This window comes from Gilliamella sp. BG3, from assembly GCF_046635605.1.
Taxonomy (GTDB): domain Bacteria; phylum Pseudomonadota; class Gammaproteobacteria; order Enterobacterales; family Orbaceae; genus Gilliamella; species Gilliamella bombi.
This window is the reverse complement of record NZ_JBIDFE010000015.1, coordinates 36077-58856: the sequence shown is the minus strand read 5'-3', so window position 1 is coordinate 58856 and position 22780 is coordinate 36077. Positions and strand designations below refer to the sequence as shown.

The window sequence follows — 22780 nt, the reverse complement described above, 5'->3', positions numbered from 1 at the left end:
TCTTTCCCTAACGAGCTAATGGTGGCTCAACAATGGCCGCTAATTGTTGATAAGCGTCTTGATAACAGCAATGTTCATTAATACCTTGTTGTAAAAATTTTTGCATAGCAGGATATAGCGTTATCGCTCTGTCTAATAATGGATCTGTGCCAGATACATAAGCACCAACATTAATCAAATCACGGTTTCGTTGAAAAATTGAAAATAATTGTTTAAATAATCTAGATTTTTTTTCATCTTCAGGGGCAGTAAGATCTGTCATTACGCGACTGATTGAAGCCTCAATATCAATAGCTGGATAATGCCCTGATTCAGCAAGAGATCGAGATAAAACAATGTGTCCATCTAAAATTGCTCTGGCCGAATCTGCAATCGGATCTTGTTGATCATCACCTTCGGTTAATACCGTATAAAATGCAGTAATTGAGCCTTTCCCTTCTTCATCATTACCTGCTCTTTCAACTAATGCGGGTAGCTTTGCAAAGACTGATGGCGGGTAACCTTTAGTTGCTGGGGGTTCACCTATTGCTAAAGCAATTTCTCGTTGTGCCATAGCATAACGAGTTAAAGAGTCCATAATCAATAAAACGTTAAAACCTTTATCACGAAAGTTTTCAGCAATTTTTGTTGCATATGCCGCTCCTTGTAAGCGTAATAATGGCGAAACATCCGCTGGTGCTGCTACAACAACCGCTCGAGCTAATCCTTCTTCGCCTAAAATATTTTCAATAAAGTCTTTAACTTCTCGACCTCGTTCACCAATCAACCCGACAACAATAATGTCCGCTTGCGTATAACGAGCCATCATGCCTAGTAAGACACTTTTACCAACCCCTGATCCAGCAAATAAGCCCATTCGTTGCCCTTTGCCAACCGTTAGCAAGGCATTTATAGCTCTGACACCAACATCAAGAACCTGATGAACAGGAGTCCGTTGTAGTGGATTGAGGGATTTATTGGCTAATCCAGCATACTCAATATGCTCAGGTAATGGTTTATCATCCAAGGGATTTCCCATAGCATCAACCACTCGACCTAATAATCCCATTCCCATAGGTAATACTTTATGATTAAAATGTGTTAGATCATATTGCTTAGTATAGACTCGTGCCCCTAATAAAATACCGTCAGTTGATTCAAATGGCATTAAGTAAAGTGTTTTATCACTAAATCCAACTACCTCACACTCAACGGGCTCAATTCGACCGTCGGTTTGTCGTTCAACCAAGCAGTTAGACCCCAAAGGTAACTTTAGTCCAATAGCTTCTAGCACAAGTCCCGATGCTTTAATCAATCTTCCATATTGGCGGATTAGTGATAGTGATTCAAGTTGTTGTGTAGCTTGGTCAATTTTATTTAGCCATTGTGCAGAATATCTCACGTTAATGATTGTCCTCTTTTAGGCTATCAGACATTATTTGCCAGTGTTGATCGATATTTGCATCAATTTCATTAGTTTCGGTAAATATCTTGCATCCACCCTGTTCTACGTTAGGATCGGCAATAAGTTGCCAATGATGTTGACTGATTTCATCATTCAGCATGGGTTCTAACCACAGTAAATCAGCTGGATTTAGGTGCAATCCCATAGGTTCAGACAAAACTGAGCACTGTTCAACTAATGTTTTTATGGTATAAATAAGCTGTTTTTGCTTAGCTTTTGGTATCGTGCCTACTGTTTTTTGCGCAGCAATCAATGCTAAATCAAGCAGTTTAGGAACAATTAATTCATCGATCTCGTTAATCGAATTTTGAAAATTAGCTATTAAATTAGCTATAGCTTGAACGGCATTTAATTTTTCTTCATTAAGTTGTTGTTCAATGAACTGGCGCCCTTCTTGCTCGCCAATTTGATAGCCTTCATCATAACCAGCCTGTTTACCTGCATTGAAACCTTCTTGTTGACCTAAATTAAAACCGTCCTGATAAGCCTGTTTTTTTACCTCTTCTTTTAATTGCTCTAACTGTTGTGCCTGATTTAACTCTGGTTCAATTACAACATTATCTATCTCGGTAGCAGTTAGTTCTGTTTCAGGATCATCAGTTCCAACGTTTATAGCAACTTCATTTTTACTTAATTTCGGTAATTCGGGTAAAGAGAAATCTTGAAAACTTAATGGTTCCCAATTTAATCTATCTGGCCGATTACACATATTCATCATCACCGCTACTTAGGATCACTTCACCACTTTCTGCTAATCGACGAGCAATAGCCAGTATTTTTTTCTGTTCAGTTTCAACTTGAGATAAACGTACAGGAGGTCTATTTTCTAAATCTTCACGTAAGATAGATGCCGCTCGCTGTGACATGTTACTCAATAGTTTTTCTCGTAATTCAACCGATGCACCTTTCAATGCAATTATTAATATTTCATTATCGACTTCTTTAAGTAAGCGTTGAATACTTCTATCATCCACTTCAACAAGATTTTCAAATAAGAACATTTCATCAATAATTTTTTGGGTTAACTCGCCATCATAATCACGCAATGCATTAATAACTTGCTCTTCTTGCTGCGTTTTCATTAAGTTAATAATTTCTGCCGCAGTACGTATACCACCAAGATTATTAAGTTTGATATTTTGACCATGTAGTAAAGTCGATAATGAAGTTGAGAGTAATTGAAGTGCAGAAGGCTCTACTCCTCCAAAAGTTGCAATACGTAACATGACATCGTTTCGTAATTCATCATCAAATAGATTTAGAATTTCTGCCGCTAAATCACGATTTAGATGAACTAAAATAGTTGCAATAATTTGTGGATGTTCTTTTTTGACCAAATCAACTGCTCTTGTAGCATCGACATAGTTGAGCATTTCAAGACCATCGGTTGCTTCTTCTTTTCCTGTATCTAATAATTCATCCAGTAAACGTTCGGCTTTTTCACTACCAAGAGATCGACCCAATATTGTACGTAAGTAACCATCTGGATCGGTATTTAAAACAGCGCATTCTTCAAGAGCAACTTGGCACTCGTTAAGTATACCTTTCAACTTTTCTTGCGAAAATTGAGGTAATGACATCATCGCACTACTAATTTGTTGCACTTCTTTATGGTTAAGATGTTGCATAACTTGTGCCGCTAACCCTTCACCTAACACCATTAAAATCGCAGCTACTTTTTGAGATTCACTTAATATCATTGCTCAGTGTCCTCCTTATTTATCCAATTACGAATAATTAGTGCCATTACACGCGGTTCTTTTTCAACAATTTTCCGTATATGCTGTTGTTGTTGCGTATTATCTTCAAATATTTTTTGCTGTTGTTTACTGTGAGCTTTATAATCTAATTTATCGTCTACGGTAGATTGAGAAACTAATGATTCTCCATTATCAATAAGGAATTTACGTTGTAATTTTATCCATACCGAACGTAAAACCTTACGCCACGCAAACCATAAAATAATAATATAAATTAGATATTTAATTACTGTTTTAGCAGAATCATAAAATTCAGGAGTTTTCCAAAATGCCATATTATCGTTGTCATTAAGTGTTTGATCGGTAAATTTCAAATTTGCAACAGTCAAGCTATCACCACGTAAATCAGAAAAACCCATTGCCTGACGGGCTAATGCTTCAATATTTTTCAGTTCATCACTATCTAGTTTTACCCATTGTTCAGTTATGGAAGATGACTTGTCATTGTCATTGTCATTGTCATTATCACTGTCAACATCCTCAGATTTAACATTATCTGGCTCGGTTGTAACAAATTTATAATTCACCAAAACAGCAACCGATAAACGTTTAATACGACCTTCAGGTATTTGACTGTGTATAACCTTTCTATTTACTTCAAAATTAACGGTATTATTTGATTGCAAGCTGTAATTTCCTTGCTTATCGTGTTTTTCAGTCGATTCTTGTTCATCGATTGGCGCGCTAGATGCAGGTACAGGTTGATTAGACAACGCTCCTGGCACACCACCTACACCATAGCTTTTAGCTGATTGACGATTTTCTACTTGTTGCTTACTGCGAATAGTTTGATTAGCAATATCACTATTAGGATCATAAGTTTCTGATGTTGATTCTTGTCGACTGAAATCAATATCAGCATTCACTTGTACCTTGACATTATTTTTACCCAAAATTGGCGTGATAATTTTTTCTACTCGTTCACGAATATTATTTTCAATTCGCTCACCAAATTCGAGTTGAGCAACATTTGTGTTTCTATCACGATAACCTTCACCAGTTAACAGGTGACCATGCTGATCGATAATGGTCACTTTATCTGCTTGTAATTCTGGCACACTACTGGAAATTAAATGGATAATGGCATCGATTTGACCTTGTGATAAGGATCGCCCAGGAAATAACGTTAACGCCACCGATGCAGAAGGAGATTTCCTTTCCCTGACAAATAAAGAAGGTTTAGGCATCGCTAAATGCACTCTAGCATCATCAATACTACTGATGATGGATATTGTTCGGGATAATTCGCCTTCTAAAGCTCGTTGATAATTTATTTGTTCATTGAATTGGCTCATACCAAAACTTTCTTTGTCGAGCAATTCAAAACCAACTGCCCCACCTTTTGGTAAACCCTGCTGAGCAATACGTAATCGGGTATCGTAAACTTTATCTTGCGGAATTAAGATTGTGGAACCAGAAGACGAAAATTGATAAGGAATATTCATCTTATCAAGTTGGCTAATAATTTCACCACCATCTTTATCATTTAAATTACTGAATAAAACTGCATAAGACTCATCTTTAGCCCATAAATAAATAAAACTAATAATGGCTATTATAATTACAGCAGCAATTAACAATGCCATTTTGGTGTTTTGTTTTAGTTGATTTATAAAAGGCAACTTATTTAATATTGATTCACCTTTATTATTGACTGTTTGACTAGCCATTGGCACCCTGACTCTAAACTATTTAGATTAACTCTGTTCGTTATTATCCATGTATTTAAAAAATTCAATGGCGAGAAAAGCGTGCACTTTTTCCCTTACTTGTACCCTTTGTTTTTTTATTTATATGTTAAATTTAGCCATACAGTAACAAAAGAGCTAAAAAGCAGTTATCAAAATGAATACAATCAATACATTCAATCCAATTGAGCTAACTGATTTAAATAAATCAACGTCAATATCTCCAAAAACGCATTTTGCAGATAAAAACTTTGTTTCAGAATTAAAAACCGCTTTAGATAACATCAGTCAAATACAAATACAGGCAAATAATGAAGCAAAAGCTTTTGAAATGGGAGATACAAATATTTCATTGAATGAAGTCATGGTTAATATGCAAAAGTCATCGGTTTCATTGCAGTTTGGTATTCAAGTACGCAATAAACTGGTTGCTGCTTATCAAGAAATTATGAATATGAATGTTTAATTAATGACATCGAATACAATTCCTATATTCTAAATTTTGCATTTTACTTTTACAGATAACTATTAATTCTGGTCTAAATGCGATAATCAACTCATCACACGATTCAAGTTTAAAATAAGCATCGGTCATATTTTTGATGCTTGTTGCCCTACTAAATATATTATTTTTGTTATCAACTGATGGCTCAGAAAACTTTACCATTTTTACTGTACTATTAAAAAAAATAACGACATAATGCCGTCATTTAATAAAAAATAATCAATTAAATACATAAGGGATTCAAAGTGATAACACTAAAAAAAACCAATATTTCTTTAAATGAACAGCATCTCAATTACCCAACATTAGGGCAACTCATTGTTCTGACAACATCGCTTGATGGTTTTTCTATAACTGAGGCTATTTGTTATCAAGAGAAGCTTGTGATTTCTGCTAACTTTTATCCTCAAAACAAGTACGATTATAAGGTTATATATGTCGTAATTGATCTGGATAAAAAAAACACGCATTATTATCATGAATCAGATGGCATTACCCCCCATTTTTTTGTCAGCCCTACTGGTAAGGATTATGTGTCTATTACTGTGTACCATCCAGATAAAGATTTAGAAATTATGCTCCCATTATTTGATAGAGAAAATATCACCTATCCAAAGCCCAAACGCCCTATTGTCGGCGATTTTAAGGGAATATGTCATGATTTTTCTATTTTCCATTATGTTGATCTTTTTTCAGAAACAAAACCAGATAAATTGATTGCAGTTGAATTTAAAAATGATGATATAAAAAAAACCTATACCAATAAAATTCCGCTTCCAAAACATAACAAACTTTTTATTGATTCTTTGAATAATCAAATACATCTACTTGCTTGTGTTGACAAAGGTTGGTTACATCGTCAAGTTGATGAGATGGGGAACGTTTTACAGTCAAGAAATATAAACACAGGAAAGCGTTTTTATCTAACTTGCGTATTGAATTTAAGCTTTTCTAATACATCAAGTATTTTAAATATTGATGAAAAAGGTAAGTTTTATTTAATCAATATTTCACCCGAAGGAAAAATAGAACAAAATTTATTGTTTGATATGGAAAGGCTAATTTATTCTATTTGGGAACCGATAAAAGTTGCTGCAGAAACGTTTGTTATGCGATTCACAGATGAAATCGGCAATGGGTGGATTACAATTCAAAATAATCAGGTGATCGAAGCCTTTTCTCAGGAAACCGTTGGTTGCTATATAAACCTGCACACAAAAGAAGTGTTTAAATTATCCACAAAAGAATTAATCATTAGTGAGATCGTCAAAACCAAAGATGCCAATTATACTGTTGTTTTTTACGGAAAAGAAGAAGACAATCACTCAAAAAACAAAGAGTTAATTATTTTAAATCGCAATATTGATTAAGGCTGTTTAACGGAATGCTTGGTTGGTTCCTATCGATGAATAAGATTCAAACAAAGCATCCACAGACTTACATTATACAGGCAATTTTTTGATAGCTACCAATTTTAGTTTGATAATCGGCATGCTTACCAATCAACTCTCTAAGCTGAGAATGACGAGTAATCATTAATTGGGTTAACTGCTGCTGATAGCTAAGTATATTTTTGATATACATTCTAATCATGTCTTGATGTTGCAATGGTAAGTTTTCAATTTTTGCAAAATCATCAACCAACATAATACCTTTCGATAATTGAAGGTATTTTGCCTGCCAACTCAACAATAAGTCCCATTTTCCATTCTGTGCATTAACCAACATTTGTTCCACAACATAGTTGAATTGTTCGTATTGTTCTAATAAGTTATTTCCTTGCATAATCATCCTTTTTTACTTAGCTATCTCACGCCACGACTCAGCAATATTGTTAAGTAAATCGAAACAAGTCTGTAATTTTTCTTGATCATTATGTAAATTAGCCAATAACAATTGTTGGCTAATATAGTGATATAAACGATCTAAATTTTCGGCAATTTCACCGCCTTTTTCTAAATCTAGACAGCTTTTAAGACCATTATCAACAATATTAATCGCTTTAGAAATTGCGTTACCTTTACCAACAATATTGCCTTTTTGAATATATAAGCTAGCCAATTTAATGGCGTTAAGTGCACCATCAAATAATAAGACAATCAATTGATGGGGAGACGCTTGACTAATACGTGTTTCTAAATTCACTTGCTCGTAAGCATGAGATCCCATTTTATACATTACTATTCTCTATTTTTTTAAATTTGCCATCATATCAAATTGGGTAGTTAAATAATTACTCATACTATCTAATGAGTTGATTAAAATATCCAATTTAGTAAATTGAACTCGGTAACGCTCAATAGTTTGCTCAATAGAACTGCTTACTTGTTCATGCCGTTTATCTAATGATTTTAAGGTAGAATTTAAGCCATTGGTTGCTGAATCAATCATGCCATCACTATCAATAAACCCTCTCACTTTGGAAAAAATTTCATTAGCAATACCCGTTGTTTTACCATCACCAGTAAATAATATTGCCACCGCTTCACTGTTTTCACTGAGTGCTTTTTGTAGCTCGCTTTCTTTAATCGTTAACATGCCATTTTTGTCCATGTTAATGCCGATTTGAGCTAAAACAGAAAATTCTCCGTCTTGCCCTTTGGCAAATATTGAGCGGATACTTTGATCTATATTACGTAATGTTGAATCCCCAATAAGCGGACCATTATTGCTATTTAGTTCTTTTGAATTTGTCTCTTCTGCGGTGAATTTTGTTAATGTTGATATTGTTGTTTGTAATTGATTAAATGCCTCGACCCATTCTTTAATGGCTTCTTCCACTTTTTCATTATCCGCTGTTATAGCAAGATTCTGACTAATTGTTGTGGTCTGTTTTAATGTAATATCCACACCTTGAACCACATCTTTAACAGTATTAGAATTACTAGTTATGGCAATACCATTAAACGAAAATTTAGCATCTTGCGCTTTTGCAACTTCATTCATATGACTATTGCTAGGTTGATTAATATCAAATCCAATAACATTATTTAACATTTCGTCATCTGATGAAATAGAAGTAATGCTTTGTTGTTCACCTGTTTCTTTCGATGTGATGACTAATTGATAACCATCTGCTCCAGAACGAATAATGGCAGCATTCATTGTTGAAGGGCTGGTTGTTCCATCTTCATTAGTAACTTTGGCATTATTAATGGCATTTGCTATTGATTGCAAAGATGTCTCATCCTGAGATAAGGTTACATCAAGTTTTTGACCATTAGCTTGTTCAATCATAATAGTTCGTGTTTGGTTATCATTACCTAACTTAGCATTTTTATCATTGATCGTCGATGTAGCAATACCATGAGATGTCGCTAATTGATCAACTGTCACTGTATAATTACCTAATGCTGCTTTGCTATTTGCTTTTACCGAAAAATAATTGTCATTTCCTGTTGCTATTCGGCTTTGAAAAAGCTCTTTTTTTTGAAGTTTTTCCGTTGCAGTATTAAATGTTGTTAATGCACTTTTTAATTTACCAAAACCACTAATTTTCGCATTAATTGCTTTTTGTTGCGTTGTAATTGGGGTTAAACGTGTTTTTTCAGCCACTTCTAGTTGATCTAAAATACCATTAAGATCGATTCCAGAACCAATGCCTAATGCGCTCATTGCCATGATTTAATCTACCTATAACAATTATTCAATATTGTTTATATCGGCTGACAATTAAAAAAATTTAGTCTTCTTTTAAATATTTATTTAATAAATTGATAACAATCTATTTTTTTGAATAAAAAATTATTGGGAAATTTTCTAAAAAAAATAACAGTATGATTTATTTAATAATATTATTTTAATTTGCAACTAAACTGCTACTATAAAAAAATAATCATCAAAAATATTAAAGTTCCCTGTTTTGTTACCGATAAGTTATTTGTCAGCAAGAATATTGAATTAAATTTAAATATCTTGTTGATTTTAATATTTATATTATTGGAGATAAAAATGGCACAAGTAATTAATACAAATACAATGTCTTTAATGGCAAAAAATAACCTTAACAATTCTCAAAGCGTTCTTAGTACTTCTATTGAGCGCCTTTCATCAGGTATGCGTATTAATAGCGCTAAAGATGATGCAGCAGGTCAAGCAATTGCTAACCGTTTTTCATCAAACATCAAAGGATTAACACAAGCTGCTCGTAATGCAAATGATGGTATTTCACTTGCACAAACTACTGAAGGTGCATTAAACGAAATCAACAACAACGTACAACGTATTCGTGAATTAACTGTTCAAGCGGCAAATGGTACCAACTCTGAAAGTGATTTAGTATCAATTCAAAATGAAATTGATCAACGTCTAGATGAGATTGATCGTGTTTCTAACCAAACTGATTTCAATGGTTCTAAAGTATTATCTGAAGATAAAACACTTAAAATTCAAGTAGGTGCAAATGACGGCGAAACCATTGAAATCCATTTGAAAAAAATTGATAGTACTGAACTTGGCTTAAAGGGGTTTAAAGTTTCAGGTGAAGATGTAACAGAAAATCCATTAAAAACAATTGATGAGGCATTATCAAATATTGATGCATTACGTGGTCAATTGGGTGCTGTACAAAACCGTTTCGAATCAACAGTTAATAATATTAATAATACTGTAAATAACCTAAGTTCTGCACGTAGCCGTATTGAAGATGCGGATTATGCAACAGAAGTATCAAACATGACTCGTGGTCAAATTTTACAACAAGCAGGTACATCTGTATTAGCACAAGCTAACCAAGTACCACAATCTGTACTTTCTTTATTACAATAATTCTATTTTGATTTTTAGTTATTTTAACTCTGTCATATAGTCATGATAGCCATAACGGCATTTTATAATGCGGTTATGGCTAATAATGATAATTAGCTATTTTTTAGCCCTTTATTCAACCCATTAAATTTGCTAACCATCGTCATAATAATGTTAGATATTTTTTTAACATTGGTTCAAAAATGGATGATAGCTTATATAACTCACGCGGTGTAATACACCAAATCGATTGGCAACAATATATTCATTTGGTGCGTAATGAAGCTTTAAAATTAGCTGTCCGTTTACCAGCAACGGTCGAACTTGATGATTTATTACAAGTTGGCTATATCGGTTTATTAGACACTATAAAACGTTATGACTCATCTCAAGGCAGTGCTTTTGCTACATTTGCCATACCAAGAATTAAAGGAGCAATGCTTGATGAATTACGTAGCCGTGATTGGTTACCAAGACAAACTCGTAAAAAAATTAGAGATGTTACAACCGCAATTAATGAATTAGAACAGAAGTTAGGTGCACCCCCTAGTGATTATCAAATTGCTAAATACTTAGAATTACCTATAAGCGAATACCGAAAAATTTTATTAGATTCAAATAATAGCCAAATATGTTCGTATGATGAAATTCATAAAAAACTGGGTGATAACATTGATACCATTATTAAATGTGATGAAGATAATAATCCTTTTTCAGCGCTAATAGATGAGGAAATTCGTAACACAATTATTCAACAAATAGAAAGACTACCAGAAAAGGAAAAACTTGTTTTATCACTTTATTACCAAGAAGATCTCAATTTAAAAGAGATTGGTAAAGTAATGAATATCAGTGAATCAAGAGTAAGCCAATTACATAGCCAAGCGATCAAAAGAATACAAAGTAAAGTTAATTTTTAGAAAATATAAAAAGGCAATTAAAATAAAGTGTAATTAAAAGAAAAAATAATTGAAATTATTTTTTTATTGACCTTTTGCATTTAAAAATGTAATTTTAAGCAAAAAAAAACTAATACTATTTAATTTTACTAGTTATTCGTTTTTTTGTGCGAAACAAAACAAATATGAATTGGTGACTAAATTGGGAAATTTATTAGATGACGATATTCTTAAATGTATACATCATTTGAATCTATCAACACTACTATTAAGCCAGAAAATGATTGAAAAAGATAAAGTTATGGCAATGTATCGATTAGGTATTGACGAAGAAACTGCTGACATACTTAGCCGTTTAAACACATCTCAAATGTTGATTCTATCAGAAACAAATCAATTAACTTTTCAGTTACGATTTGAAAATGCTGAAATGATGAAAAAACTTACTGAAGAATCTCGCATTGGTGATATTAAACAGATGCATACAGGAATTCTTTTATCAAGTTTGCTATTAGATTCAATCAATAAGTAGCTAAGGAACTAAGATGACAAGTACAAGTATTATTCAAAAATATGAGGAAACTCAACTCGCTATCAAATTGATTTCCCTAGGTGGAAGAATTCAAATGCTGGAAAGTGAAACCAACTTAAGTCGAAATAAACTTATCAAGCTTTATAAAGAGATTCAAGGTTGTCCTCCACCTAAAGGTCTATTACCATTTTCAACCTCGTGGTTTATGACATGGGAACCTAATATCCATGCGAGTATTTTTTATAACGCATACTCTTATTTAGTTAAAAATGGTCTAAAATCAGGCATTCAAACTATCTTAAAAGCTTATCAACTTTATTTAGAGCAATGCCAATTTTCATCACATAAGGATAAACCTGTTTTAGGTTTAACCAGAGCTTGGATATTAGTCAAATTTGTCGAAAAGAAAATAATGCAACAATCATGTTGTAACACATGTCGTGGACGTTTTATTACACACGCTTATCATCCGCAAAATACTTTTACTTGCAGTTTATGTCAGCCTCCATCAAGGGCAGATAAGAATAATAAAACACAAAAAGAAAACGACGAAAAATGCATGAAAGTGTTATCGAAACCAAGTTATTTAAATTTATCAGTTGCCAAACAGATCACTGCTTAAATAAATATTAAAGCAATTCAGCCGTTATTTTATGGAGAAAGAAGAAAGTCAATGCTAATAGTTATAGGATATATCGTAGTGATCGCTTCGGCGCTACTTGGCTATGTACTCAGTGGTGGTTATTTAGCCGTACTATTTCAGCCACTCGAATTGCTAATTATTGGTGGTGCTGCTATAGGCGCTTTTATTGTTAGTAATGAACAAAAAACAATAAAAGCCACACTTAAGTCTTTAGGTCAATTGTTTAAAACATCCAAATATAATAAGAATCTATATTTAACACTCATTAATTTTATGTATACCATTTTGACGAAGATTCGCCAAAGTGGAGGGCTATCCATTGAATCAGATATTGATAATCCGCATGAAAGTGAATTATTTAAACAATATCCACTTATTTTAGCTAATCCAAGAATTTGTGATTTTATCACTGATTACTTACGTCTTATGATTAGTGGCAATATGGATGTATTTGAAATAGAAACACTGATGAGTGAAGAAATTGAAACATTTGTCCACGAACTTGAAAAACCTGTAGATGCCATTTCAGGAATTGGTGATGGCCTACCTGCATTTGGGATCGTCGCTGCTGTAATGGGCGTAATTAATACACTTGCTCAAGCTGATAGACCAGCAAGTGAGCTCGGTGAGCTTATCGCTCATGCTATGGTAGGAACTTTTTTAGGAATTTTGCTTGCTTATGGTTTTGTTTCGCCATTAGCTGCTTTATTAAAACAAAGAAACGCCGATACAGTGAAAGTTCTAGAATGTACCAAAGTAATACTTATTGCCGGCATGCATGATTATGCGCCACAAATTTGTATTGAATTTGGGCGAAAAACGTTATTTTCTCATGAAAGGCCATCATTCTTTGAATTAGAAAAATACATACAAGAAGTTAAAGACAAAAAATCTAATCCAAATGAAAATAAAGAATAATGAAAGATAAATCTGTAAGAATAATTATAAAGAAAAAATCAGGGCATGGTGGTGGACATCATGGCGGTTCGTGGAAAATCGCTTATGCCGACTTTATGACCGCAATGATGGCGTTATTTTTAGTCATGTGGTTAATTTCTACATCTACCCCTCAAGAATTGAAAGGGATTGCTGAATACTTTAGAACCCCTTTAATTCTTGGCTACAATGGTGGTAAAAATATTAGCGATAGTGAAAGTCCGATTCCTGGTGGTGGTGATGATGTTAGTAAACAACTTGGTGAAGAAAAGAGCTATCATTCTACCCTATCACAGAATGAAGTTGAGAAACAGCAACTTGAAAAAATACAGATGATTGAAGCGGCACGTAAAATTTATGATATTTTTGAAATTGATGAACGTCTAAAGAAATTAGCACCTAATCTTATTATTGAATTAACTGAAATGGGGTTACGGATTCAAATTTTAGCTTCAGATGATAAACCCATGTTTGATGTTGGTAGTACAACCATTGATCCTAATATGCAAGAAATTCTGCATGCATTAGCGCCAATTATCAATTCTTTACCAAATAAAATCACTTTGTCAGGCCATACTGATGAACGCCAATATACAACAGGTGATAGAGGATATAGCAATTGGGAACTATCTGCAGATAGAGCTAATTCATCAAGAAGGGAGCTTATAGCTGGTGGATTAGACTCAAATAAAATTATTCGAATTATTGCACTTGCCGATACAGTGAATTTAAACAATCCTAATTACAGTAAAGATGCTAATCGTCGTATCAGTATCTTAATTTTGAATAAAATAGCACAGCAATATATTGAAGAAGAAAATAACATGACCGGAACCGATTTTCTAAGACAATCACAACGGACTAAATCAGAATAAATTTATTTTTGAAAAAATGTATTTATTTGAAAACTTTTTTAAAACACGCATAAGAATTATTAAAGTTTTGTGAATTTAACCCGATATAAAAAAGACTTATTTTAATTGATATTATGAACTCAAACTATATTGAGAGGATTTTATGGCGAATTCATTAATGAATACTGGTATTAGTGGGTTAAATGCAGCACAAAATATGCTGAATGTAATAAGTAATAATATTAGTAATGCTCATACAACTGGTTACAATCGTCAACAACAAATTTTACGCCAAGCAAATGGAACTCAGCATAGTTTTGGGTTTGTCGGTAACGGTGTTTGTGTATCATCTGTTAATCGCGCTTTTAATAATTTTGTTGTAGGACAACTGCGACAATCACAATCACAAAATGGTTCTATCAAGGCTTATTATAATGAATTATCTAAAGTAGATAATCTGTTAGCAGAGAATGACAATAGTATTTCATCTCAAATCAATAATCTTTTTGCCAGTTTAAATAAACTTGCATCAAATGCTAGTGATGCATCGACAAAACAAACTGTTATTAGTGATCTGACATCTTTAACTAGCCAATTTAATAAAACAGAAACAAATTTAAAGAACCAAATTGCCAACGTTAATACTGAATTAAATAGTAATGTTGATAAAGTTAATACCTATACTCAACAAATTGCCGAACTGAATCAAAAAATATCACAACTACAGTCGGTAGGCGGTGGAAACGAACCTAATGCATTACTTGACCAACGCGATCAGTTAGTCAATGAATTAAGCGAAATCATTGGCATTACCGTTACTGAACAAAATGGACAATATAATCTTTCGCTCGCTAATGGTTTAAATTTAGTTCAAGGCTCTTCTATTAACTTATTATCAGTACAACCTTCAACAGATGATCCTTCTTTAAATACTATTATTTATACTCACCCTTCAGGTGCAACACAAGAATTGACAAGCCAAAACATTACATCAGGTACGTTACACGGCTTATTAACCTTTCGTGATGGACCATTAACCGAAGCCCGCAATCAACTAGGCTTAATTGCATTAAATTTAGCGGAACGTTTTAATGAAGTGCATATGTCGGGTATTGATATTAATGGTAATCAAGGTGAAAAGTTGTTTGATTACAATCATCCTAGTTGTGTCACGAATACTAAAAACCAAGGTAATGCTTCAGCCAAAATTGAGTTTAATGCTTTGAATGAAGTAAAAGCTTCTGATTATAAAATAGAATTTGATGGTAATAATTGGATCGCCACAAGATTATCTGATCATCAGCTAATTACTCCTGAAATCAAAGATGGTAAATTGTTTTTTGATGGACTGACCATTGAGATAAGTGGTAATGCGGTTAATGGAGATTCGTTTATCATAAAACCTGTTGCCGATATTGCTTCGTCATTACAACTGCTAGTGAAAGATGTAAATAAACTAGCAACAGGTATTAACGATGAAGAAAATGGTGCTGGTGATAATCGCAATGTAACCAAATTATTAGAAATCCAACATGAAAAACTTGTTAATGGTACAACAACATTAAAAAGTGCTTATACCCGCTTAACTAACTATATTGGTAGTGAAACTCAAACAGCAAAAATTTCTGCTCAATCAAGCAAAAATATAACTCAGCAAATTTATGAACAAAATCAATCGATTTCAGGGGTTAATATTGAAGAAGAGTATATCTCTATGCAGGTTTATATGCAGTATTACCAAGCAAATGCCAAAGTGATTGATGCGGCAACAACACTATTTGATACCATTTTAGGTTTAACTAAATGATTAAAGGATAAAAAATGCGCCTTAGCACAAACTCAATTTATCAAAAAAACTTAAACAGTATTTTAAACACCAACAGCAAATGGCAAAAATCGGGGTTGCATTTGGCAACAGGTAAAAAGATTTTAACTCCTTCTGATGATCCAATGGGAGCTTCACAATCATTAATAATAAAGCAAGCGCAAGCACAAAATGAACAGTTTCAAGCAACACGCGAAAATGCCGATAAATCACTTAGCCGCCAAGATACGATCTTATCGGAAGCCAATACTGTTATCCAAGCAATTCAGGAAACATTGGTCTATGCATCAAATGAAACCTTAAATGAAGAAAATAGACTCGACCTTGCTAATAAATTACAAAGTTTGAAAGATCAACTTTTATCATTAGCTAATGCAAAAGACACTAATGGTAACTATCTTTTTGCTGGTAAGAAAAACGATACACCTCCTTTTGTTATGAATGAATTAGGTGAAGTGAGTTACGTAGGCGGTACAACTTCTATCAATGTATTAATCGATGACTCGCGAGAAGTATCGCTAAGTTTTACAGGTATTCAAGTATTTATGACTGGCTCAAATGTTAAAGAATCTGATGGTTCACCAGCAGAAAGTAACATATTTGCAAGTATTGATTATGCAATTGAGGCATTAAAAATAGATCTAGATTATGATAATGATGATACCGTTGAACAATTTAGATCTGGGTTGTCAAAAGCACGTCATGGAGTAGACAATTCTTTTAATAATATTTCGACACTTAGAGCAGAAGGCGGCTCGGTATTATCCGAAATTGATAGATTAACCACATTGGGTAAAACATTAGATATTGAATTTCAAACTCAAATCAGCCAACTTGAAGACGTCGATTGGTACGAAGCCATTTCAGAATATGTAATGCTACAAGCTAATTTACAAGCTGCACAATATACCTTTATGACTATGCAAAGTATGTCACTGTTTCAAATGAAATAAGGTTTTGTAATCTAATTTTACTTAAGCAATGTTTTTTTACTCTAAGTCGTGAATCGCCTCAAACTATTCATCCCATCCAAAGGAGGTTTACCGCCTCCTTTTTTATTATTGCTAAAAAGTTTCAAAAACAATGTCATTATGCAATATAAACCATCAATTTAAACGAGTGACGCTTAATTATAAAAAATTCAATAAAATCAATGTTCTACCTGAAAGTTTTTTGTTGATTTATTTCTTATTTAATCCATAATTATTTGTTTTTAAAATTAATTTTATGATATTTTTACTAGCAAAATATTGAGCATTGTATTCAAACCGAGTGATCCTATTATTAATTAAACGCAATTTTCCTAAATCCTGATACAGTGGTTAACTGATTATTTTTTGCAATTTTTTCAATACGACCAATGATTTGAATAAGCTTATCACTATAATTTGGATCAGTTGCGTAATGTGCAGCTTGTAATTCTTTAGCAGCTGTTCTGGCATCAGGAGCTTTAATAACTGCATGATAACGAGGACTTTTAGTTAATAAATTGAGGTAGTCGGTTAATGCATGATGTTTACTATTATAGACTCTAAAATTATCTTCAATTTTCATCATTTTATTATTAACAAATTCATGTGTGGTTAAACGAGTTGAATTGCCATTCCATGATGATGTTGCTTTGACACCAAAATAATTGTGGCTTGATTGATTATTAGCGGTTTTAATTTGCTTTTGCCCCCACCCAGTTTCTAGTGCTGCTTGGGCAATAATAACCTCATACGGAATACCAGATTTTTTAGCAGCTTGCCTAGCTGGCTCTAGCCATTCCATAACAAATTTTGTGACATAATCTTCGTTTACATTATCAAATTGTGTTTTTGATATTGCCTCGTTATGTTTAATTTCAGCTGCTTTGTTAGCATTATAGTTACGATATAGTATTTGCCCTAGCGCTTCAGGCGATAAATTAGGTGATGCATTACTAAATAAAGATTGAGCTAATTGCAGATTTTGCTGAGTATTGGTTGTATTAGATTGTAGGTTAACATTAATTGATGGTGAAACTTTATTAGTTAACTGTTTAATAAGCATATCTGCTAATCCAAATCCTTTACCCGCTGCTTGCTGTGTAATTTGTTGGTCAAACATTGAAGTAAATAGTTGTGTAGCAGACTGGCTAAATAAACCACTTTCAGGTACAGCCTTTCGCATACTTTGCATCATCATATTAATAAATAATGACTCAAACTGCTGAGCAACTTGCTTAATACCTTCAGCAGAGCCATTAACTACATTTCGCTTTAATTGATTAATATCCGAAAAATCATAAGCGAAACGATTCAAAGATTGTCCAATTTTATTATTCATAAAGTCTTTTTTTAGATAGTTTCTAAGGAAGCATGTAAACAACCAGCTGTTTTTAGCGCTTCAAGTATTGACATTAATTCTGTAGGATTAGCTCCTAATACATTTAGCGAATTAATAACATGATTTAAATCAGCGCTAGAGGATATATTGTGTAAAGCCCCTCCTTCTTGTGCAACGCTAACTTGATTATCTGGTGTAACGGTTGTTGCACCACCTGCTAATGGAGTGTTGGGTTGACTTACCTTTAATTTGTTATTTACCACAACAGATAAATTACCATGTGCAACTGCACAATTATCTAATTTAACCTTTTGGTTCATAACTACAACACCGGTTCTAGTATTTATAACGACTTTTGCTGAAACTGGCGTAGCGCTAATTTCAAGATTTTGTATTCGTGAAAGCAGTTGTACTCGTGCACTACTTTCTTTTGGCATATGTAATGCTATCGTTGTACCATCTAATGCTACTGCAGTATTTTTTTGTAACCTATTAATTGCATTAGATATTTTCAATGCTTGAGTGAAATCAAATTGATTAAGGTGTAAATGGATAATATTTTGTTCATCTAAACGAGTTGCAAGCTCTCGTTCTATGGTTGCACCATTAGGTATGGTTGCCCCAGCAGTTTGATTCACACTTACACTGCTACCTTTACTACTTGCACCCATTCCACCTACAAAAAGGTTACCTTGCGCAATAGCATATACTTGATTATCGACACCTTTTAGTGGTGTCATAATCAATGTGCCTCCACGCAAGCTTTTTGCATTACCTAGCGAGGATACCACCACATCAATTTGTTGCCCTACTCGAGAATAAGAAGGTAATTTAGCCGTAACCATAACAGCAGCAACATTTTTTAATTGCATATTGCTCCCAGACGGTACGGTAATACCTAATTGAGATAACATGTTAGTAATACTTTGAATGGTAAAAGGTGTTTGTGATGTTTGATCACCTGTACCATCAAGACCGACAACAATACCATATCCAACCAAGGCATTTTCTCTTACACCTTGAATGGTGACTAAATCGCGGATACGTTCAGCATGGCTCGCTGGTATCACTAATACCATCATAAAGACAAAATAAACAAAAATACGCAATTTTTTTAACATAATGATACTCGTTAAAAAGGGGAAAGATTTAAAAATAGGCGCTGTAACCAACCCATCGTTTGGGCTTCATCAATGTATCCATTACCAACATACTCAATTCGAGCGTCAGCAACTTGTGTTGAGATAACAGTGTTATTTCCACTAATTGTTCTTGGATTAACTACCCCAAAAAAACGGATAAACTCGGTACCTTGATTAATCGCAATCTGTTTTTCACCAATCACTTTTAAATTACCATTGATCATGACATCCTGAACCGTGACGGTGATTGTGCCATTAAAGGTATTTTTAGCGTTAGCCCCGCCTGATCCCTTAAAATCATTATTTCCAGACATTTCAGTACTAGCTTTACCTCGACCCACTAACCCATCAAGAAATTTAGGTATTGTTTTTACCCCTAGATCCACCGAACCATTTCGTCCTGCATTAATCGATGAACTTTTACTAGCACTCACATTTTCTTGTAAAACAATGGTTAATACATCGCCAACATTACGCGGGCGACGATCTTCAAACATTGGTTGGTAACCATAGCTACTAGGCTGAGCAGCTTGATAAATTGAACCTGTCGTATTTACATTGTCTGGCAATTTGGGGACAACACTTGTTTCACCTTCAACTAAAGGCTTTTTAGGCAATTGTGCACAGCCACTGAAAAAAAATGCTATTAAAATATAAAAATATCTCATTACCTTTAGCATATTGTTAACTTTACAGTTGATTTAAACGTTGTAGCATTTGATCAGAGGTTGATATCGCTTTGCTATTAATTTCGTAAGCACGTTGAACTTGGATCATATTCACTAGTTCTTCAGCAACATTAACATTAGACGTTTCGGTATAACCTTGATATAAAAGCCCTGCACCGTTTAGCCCTGGCGTATTTTCCGTTGGCGCACCTGAACTTTCGGTTTCTAAGTAAAGATTTTCCCCCATACTTTCAAGTCCAGCATCATTAATGAAAGTATGTAAAGTTAGTTGCCCAACTTGGACTTGTGTTGATTGATTAGCTAATGTCACATTTACTACACCATCGCGCGCTACCGTCATTTTAATTGCATTGGATGGAATACTAATTGTTGGTTGAATTTCGTATCCTGCTGCAGTCACCAATTGACCATTTTGATTGACTTGAAAAGCACCACTACGAGTATAAGCTTGTGTACCATCGGGTAATAAAACTTGGAAAAAACCTTGCCCATTAATAGCAATATCACTACTGTTATCAGTTGCCTCTAAATTACCTTGGCTATGAATTCGTTCTGTCGCAACAGGGCGAACTCCTGTACCAATCTGTAACCCAGAAGGTAATGTTGTTTGCTCAGATGATTGTGCTCCAGGTTGGCGAACAGTTTGGTATAATAAGTCTTCAAATACCGCTCTTTGTTTTTTAAAACCATTGGTACTAACATTGGCTAAATTATTGGAAATAATATCCATATTCATTTGTTGTGCCGTTAAGCCTGTTTTGGCAATCCATAATGATTTAATCATTGTTATTCCTGTCTAATGTATTGATAAATTTAAGTTAAAGATAAAATTTGGTTTGCTTTTTGTGCATTTTCATCAGCAGTAATAATTTCTTTCATTTGCATTTCAAACTGGCGAGCATGACTAATTAAATCAACCATAGCCGTAACAGGGTTCACATTACTCCCTTCTAATACACCTGACATAAGCTTAGCTTTTGGATTGTCTGGCATATTCTCACCACGTTCATTACGTGTTTCTTCCGTTAGTCGAAAAAAACCATCATCACCACGTATAATTTCATTATGCTCAAGATGGATTTTCTTTATTTTACCTACTTGAGCAATGGTCGTAGGTTTATCACCTGCACCTAATGCGGAAAGTGTTCCATCACTACTAATACTGATTTGAGATCGTTGAGGCACCGTCAAAACACCATTATCACCAATTAATGGATTACCTTGTATGTTAAGAGTACCATTTTCATCAATTTGAATTGCTCCATTTCGTGTATAAGCTTCGCTACCATCAACTAATTGTACAGCTAGCCAGTGATCCTCAGTTAAAGCAACATCCAAGTTTCGGCCTGTGTAATTAAATGCCCCCATTGTTGAATCAAAAGTGGGAGTTGTTGCTGTTACCATGGTTCGTGTAGGTGTATCATTCCCCACAACAGGAACTGCTTTCATCGTCGTTAACTGTGCACGAAACCCCACTGTGGATACATTAGCTAAGTTATTAGTAGTAATTGATTGCCGATTTAATGTCTGGCTAGCTGCTGACATTGCTGTATAAATAACACGATCCATAAATAACCTTTAAATTAACGCAAATTGACTAATGTATTTAGAATTTGATCCTGCGTTTTAATTGTTTGTGAATTAGACTGGTAATTGCGCTGAGCAACAATCATATTCACTAATTCCTGACTCATATCAACATTTGACGACTCTAGTGCACCGCTCGCTAACGAACCAAAAGTACCAGAATTTGCACTGCCCAATACTTCTATACCAGAATTAATAGTTGTCCTCCAGTTATTGTTGCCAGCAGGTTCTAGCCCATTAACATTGGCAAAATCAGCCATTGCTATCTGACCTAATAACATTGTTTGTTGGTTAGAATAGACACCATAAATAGAACCATCATCATTAATGCTATACCCGACCAAATCTCCAGGAGCATATCCATTCACAACAGGGTTTTTAATACTACCCAATTCTTTTCCCATATTTTGTTGAGAACTTTTGGCTAATGATAAAGTAAAGCTATTATCAGCAGATCCATTTATCCCATTAATATCGATGGTCATTTCGGGATCACTAATCAATTTACCAGAAGAATCAAATTCCATTTCTCCCGCTTTTTGCAAACTTCCATTAGGATCACTGCTATCAAGATAATGAACATCCCATTGGTTATCAGCGGTTTTAACGTAAAAGAGCTGAATATTGCGTTGATTACCAAGCGAGTCATAAGTAGTAATGGTCGTAGAATAACTAAATGTATCAGCATCAAGAGCATTGACAGGTTGTTTTGCCGGAACTTTACTATTGGAATTTAAGTTTGTTTGCAAAGAAGCCTTGGTTGTCGCTGATGCATTTAGCATTTCTTGCGAAATTTTTAATGTACCTGGAGCTGCACCTTGCTGCACTTGAGGTGGAGTTCCGGTTGCAAGATAGCCAGTCAGATAAAGACCATCAGCAGAAATAATATTTCGTTCGGAATCTAATTGAAACTGTCCATTGCGGGTATAATAGGCTTGCCCATTACTATCCACTAAACGGAAAAATCCATTGCCAGAAATAGCCACATCTAAACTATTGTTGGTTGTTGTAGCTATCCCATCATTAAAGTTTTGCATAATCGCAGCCACTTTAACCCCCATACCAACTTTTGAGCCAGCATAGATATCAGCAAATGAGATACTAGCACTCTTAAATCCTACTGTTGCTGAATTGGCAATATTATTCCCAATAACATCTAATTGCTTTGATGCAGCATTCATACCACTCACTGCTTGAGAAAATCCCATCTGAACTTTATC

23 protein-coding genes are annotated in these 22780 nt (G+C 34.0%); 10 read left to right on the top strand and 13 right to left on the bottom strand.

What is annotated here, in order from left to right:
- Positions 1-7 precede the first annotated feature (7 nt).
- The 4 genes from fliI to fliF are packed head-to-tail and all read right to left on the bottom strand — an operon-like array spanning position 8 to position 4874.
- Positions 8-1387 carry a flagellar protein export ATPase FliI gene (gene fliI / locus ACGH6S_RS08385; RefSeq protein WP_411578658.1) on the bottom strand — a complete coding sequence of 460 codons (1380 nt, stop codon included), beginning with the start codon at positions 1385-1387 and terminating at the stop codon, positions 8-10.
- Positions 1383-2153 (bottom strand): flagellar assembly protein FliH, encoded by a 771-nt coding sequence (locus tag ACGH6S_RS08380; protein WP_411578653.1) that lies wholly within the window; start codon positions 2151-2153, stop codon positions 1383-1385. The genes fliI and ACGH6S_RS08380 overlap by 5 nt, the downstream gene beginning before the upstream one ends.
- On the bottom strand, positions 2146-3144 hold the full coding sequence (gene fliG, locus ACGH6S_RS08375; RefSeq protein ID WP_411578652.1) for a flagellar motor switch protein FliG: 999 nt from the start codon (positions 3142-3144) through the stop codon (positions 2146-2148). The genes ACGH6S_RS08380 and fliG overlap by 8 nt, the downstream gene beginning before the upstream one ends.
- Positions 3141-4874, bottom strand: coding sequence for a flagellar basal-body MS-ring/collar protein FliF (gene fliF, locus ACGH6S_RS08370; protein WP_411578651.1), 1734 nt, complete (start codon positions 4872-4874; stop codon positions 3141-3143). The genes fliG and fliF overlap by 4 nt, the downstream gene beginning before the upstream one ends.
- 175 nt (positions 4875-5049) lie before the next feature.
- Between fliF and fliE the strand changes: the two genes are divergently transcribed.
- Positions 5050-5358, top strand: coding sequence for a flagellar hook-basal body complex protein FliE (fliE, locus tag ACGH6S_RS08365; RefSeq protein WP_085164710.1), 309 nt, complete (start codon positions 5050-5052; stop codon positions 5356-5358).
- 284 nt (positions 5359-5642) lie between these two features.
- A complete protein-coding gene (locus ACGH6S_RS08360) occupies positions 5643-6767 on the top strand; it encodes a hypothetical protein (protein ID WP_411578650.1) in 1125 nt (374 codons plus the stop codon).
- Between the two features lie 67 nt (positions 6768-6834).
- On the opposite strand, the gene fliT is transcribed toward ACGH6S_RS08360, so the two are convergent.
- The 3 genes from fliT to fliD are packed head-to-tail and all read right to left on the bottom strand — an operon-like array spanning position 6835 to position 9018.
- On the bottom strand, positions 6835-7182 hold the full coding sequence (gene fliT / locus ACGH6S_RS08355) for a flagellar protein FliT (protein WP_411578649.1): 348 nt from the start codon (positions 7180-7182) through the stop codon (positions 6835-6837).
- A 12-nt stretch (positions 7183-7194) separates the two neighbouring features.
- A complete protein-coding gene (gene fliS / locus ACGH6S_RS08350; RefSeq protein ID WP_034909484.1) occupies positions 7195-7575 on the bottom strand; it encodes a flagellar export chaperone FliS in 381 nt (126 codons plus the stop codon).
- A gap of 9 nt (positions 7576-7584) precedes the next feature.
- Positions 7585-9018: a flagellar filament capping protein FliD gene (fliD, locus tag ACGH6S_RS08345; RefSeq protein ID WP_411578648.1), complete on the bottom strand. Its 1434-nt coding sequence runs from the start codon at positions 9016-9018 to the stop codon at positions 7585-7587.
- A gap of 330 nt (positions 9019-9348) precedes the next feature.
- Here fliD and ACGH6S_RS08340 point away from each other — a divergent pair, with 330 nt between their 5' ends.
- The 8 genes from ACGH6S_RS08340 (at position 9349) to flgL (ending at position 16785) form a co-directional block, all read left to right on the top strand.
- Positions 9349-10164: a flagellin gene (locus ACGH6S_RS08340; RefSeq protein ID WP_174799235.1), complete on the top strand. Its 816-nt coding sequence runs from the start codon at positions 9349-9351 to the stop codon at positions 10162-10164.
- A 182-nt stretch (positions 10165-10346) separates the two neighbouring features.
- Positions 10347-11063 (top strand): RNA polymerase sigma factor FliA, encoded by a 717-nt coding sequence (locus ACGH6S_RS08335; RefSeq protein ID WP_065590621.1) that lies wholly within the window; start codon positions 10347-10349, stop codon positions 11061-11063.
- Positions 11064-11244: 181 nt separating this feature from the next.
- Entirely contained in the window at positions 11245-11574 is a 330-nt protein-coding gene (gene flhD, locus ACGH6S_RS08330) for a flagellar transcriptional regulator FlhD (RefSeq protein WP_034909475.1), read from the top strand.
- A 13-nt stretch (positions 11575-11587) separates the two neighbouring features.
- Positions 11588-12196 carry a flagellar transcriptional regulator FlhC gene (gene flhC / locus ACGH6S_RS08325; RefSeq protein ID WP_065609920.1) on the top strand — a complete coding sequence of 203 codons (609 nt, stop codon included), beginning with the start codon at positions 11588-11590 and terminating at the stop codon, positions 12194-12196.
- A 51-nt stretch (positions 12197-12247) separates the two neighbouring features.
- Positions 12248-13135 (top strand): flagellar motor stator protein MotA, encoded by an 888-nt coding sequence (motA, locus tag ACGH6S_RS08320; protein WP_411578647.1) that lies wholly within the window; start codon positions 12248-12250, stop codon positions 13133-13135.
- Positions 13135-14028 (top strand): flagellar motor protein MotB, encoded by an 894-nt coding sequence (gene motB, locus ACGH6S_RS08315; RefSeq protein WP_065590618.1) that lies wholly within the window; start codon positions 13135-13137, stop codon positions 14026-14028. Before motA ends, motB begins: the two co-directional genes overlap by 1 nt.
- Positions 14029-14170: 142 nt before the next feature.
- Positions 14171-15814 carry a flagellar hook-associated protein FlgK gene (gene flgK, locus ACGH6S_RS08310; protein ID WP_065590617.1) on the top strand — a complete coding sequence of 548 codons (1644 nt, stop codon included), beginning with the start codon at positions 14171-14173 and terminating at the stop codon, positions 15812-15814.
- 14 nt (positions 15815-15828) lie between these two features.
- The gene (gene flgL, locus ACGH6S_RS08305; RefSeq protein ID WP_411578646.1) at positions 15829-16785 is read left to right on the top strand and encodes a flagellar hook-associated protein FlgL; all 957 of its coding nucleotides are present in this window, start codon (positions 15829-15831) and stop codon (positions 16783-16785) included.
- 331 nt (positions 16786-17116) lie between these two features.
- Here flgL and flgJ read toward each other — a convergent pair whose 3' ends face one another.
- The 6 genes from flgJ to flgE are packed head-to-tail and all read right to left on the bottom strand — an operon-like array spanning position 17117 to position 22768.
- Entirely contained in the window at positions 17117-18142 is a 1026-nt protein-coding gene (flgJ, locus tag ACGH6S_RS08300) for a flagellar assembly peptidoglycan hydrolase FlgJ (protein WP_065590615.1), read from the bottom strand.
- Between the two features lie 11 nt (positions 18143-18153).
- Positions 18154-19263: a flagellar basal body P-ring protein FlgI gene (locus ACGH6S_RS08295; RefSeq protein WP_296317766.1), complete on the bottom strand. Its 1110-nt coding sequence runs from the start codon at positions 19261-19263 to the stop codon at positions 18154-18156.
- 11 nt (positions 19264-19274) lie between these two features.
- A complete protein-coding gene (locus ACGH6S_RS08290; RefSeq protein WP_411579495.1) occupies positions 19275-19964 on the bottom strand; it encodes a flagellar basal body L-ring protein FlgH in 690 nt (229 codons plus the stop codon).
- 10 nt (positions 19965-19974) lie between these two features.
- A complete protein-coding gene (gene flgG / locus ACGH6S_RS08285; protein ID WP_065590612.1) occupies positions 19975-20757 on the bottom strand; it encodes a flagellar basal-body rod protein FlgG in 783 nt (260 codons plus the stop codon).
- Between the two features lie 29 nt (positions 20758-20786).
- Positions 20787-21542: a flagellar basal body rod protein FlgF gene (locus ACGH6S_RS08280; RefSeq protein ID WP_411578645.1), complete on the bottom strand. Its 756-nt coding sequence runs from the start codon at positions 21540-21542 to the stop codon at positions 20787-20789.
- A 14-nt stretch (positions 21543-21556) separates the two neighbouring features.
- Positions 21557-22768 (bottom strand): flagellar hook protein FlgE, encoded by a 1212-nt coding sequence (gene flgE, locus ACGH6S_RS08275; protein WP_411578644.1) that lies wholly within the window; start codon positions 22766-22768, stop codon positions 21557-21559.
- Between the last annotated feature and the right edge of the window lie 12 nt (positions 22769-22780).

Bases quoted from the DNA above. Each gene is read 5' to 3' on its own strand.
- ACGH6S_RS08380 (WP_411578653.1), bottom strand. From the start codon at position 2,153: ATGTGTAATCGGCCAGATAGATTAAATTGGGAACCATTAAGTTTTCAA.
- fliG (WP_411578652.1), bottom strand. From the start codon at position 3,144: ATGATATTAAGTGAATCTCAAAAAGTAGCTGCGATTTTAATGGTGTTA.
- fliF (WP_411578651.1), bottom strand. From the start codon at position 4,874: ATGGCTAGTCAAACAGTCAATAATAAAGGTGAATCAATATTAAATAAG.
- fliE (WP_085164710.1), top strand. From the start codon at position 5,050: ATGAATACAATCAATACATTCAATCCAATTGAGCTAACTGATTTAAAT.
- fliT (WP_411578649.1), bottom strand. From the start codon at position 7,182: ATGCAAGGAAATAACTTATTAGAACAATACGAACAATTCAACTATGTT.
- fliS (WP_034909484.1), bottom strand. From the start codon at position 7,575: ATGTATAAAATGGGATCTCATGCTTACGAGCAAGTGAATTTAGAAACA.
- fliD (WP_411578648.1), bottom strand. From the start codon at position 9,018: ATGGCAATGAGCGCATTAGGCATTGGTTCTGGAATCGATCTTAATGGT.
- ACGH6S_RS08340 (WP_174799235.1), top strand. From the start codon at position 9,349: ATGGCACAAGTAATTAATACAAATACAATGTCTTTAATGGCAAAAAAT.
- ACGH6S_RS08335 (WP_065590621.1), top strand. From the start codon at position 10,347: ATGGATGATAGCTTATATAACTCACGCGGTGTAATACACCAAATCGAT.
- flhC (WP_065609920.1), top strand. From the start codon at position 11,588: ATGACAAGTACAAGTATTATTCAAAAATATGAGGAAACTCAACTCGCT.
- motA (WP_411578647.1), top strand. From the start codon at position 12,248: ATGCTAATAGTTATAGGATATATCGTAGTGATCGCTTCGGCGCTACTT.
- motB (WP_065590618.1), top strand. From the start codon at position 13,135: ATGAAAGATAAATCTGTAAGAATAATTATAAAGAAAAAATCAGGGCAT.
- flgK (WP_065590617.1), top strand. From the start codon at position 14,171: ATGGCGAATTCATTAATGAATACTGGTATTAGTGGGTTAAATGCAGCA.
- flgL (WP_411578646.1), top strand. From the start codon at position 15,829: ATGCGCCTTAGCACAAACTCAATTTATCAAAAAAACTTAAACAGTATT.
- flgJ (WP_065590615.1), bottom strand. From the start codon at position 18,142: ATGAATAATAAAATTGGACAATCTTTGAATCGTTTCGCTTATGATTTT.
- ACGH6S_RS08295 (WP_296317766.1), bottom strand. From the start codon at position 19,263: ATGTTAAAAAAATTGCGTATTTTTGTTTATTTTGTCTTTATGATGGTA.
- ACGH6S_RS08290 (WP_411579495.1), bottom strand. From the start codon at position 19,964: ATGCTAAAGGTAATGAGATATTTTTATATTTTAATAGCATTTTTTTTC.
- flgG (WP_065590612.1), bottom strand. From the start codon at position 20,757: ATGATTAAATCATTATGGATTGCCAAAACAGGCTTAACGGCACAACAA.
- ACGH6S_RS08280 (WP_411578645.1), bottom strand. From the start codon at position 21,542: ATGGATCGTGTTATTTATACAGCAATGTCAGCAGCTAGCCAGACATTA.
- flgE (WP_411578644.1), bottom strand. From the start codon at position 22,768: ATGGGATTTTCTCAAGCAGTGAGTGGTATGAATGCTGCATCAAAGCAA.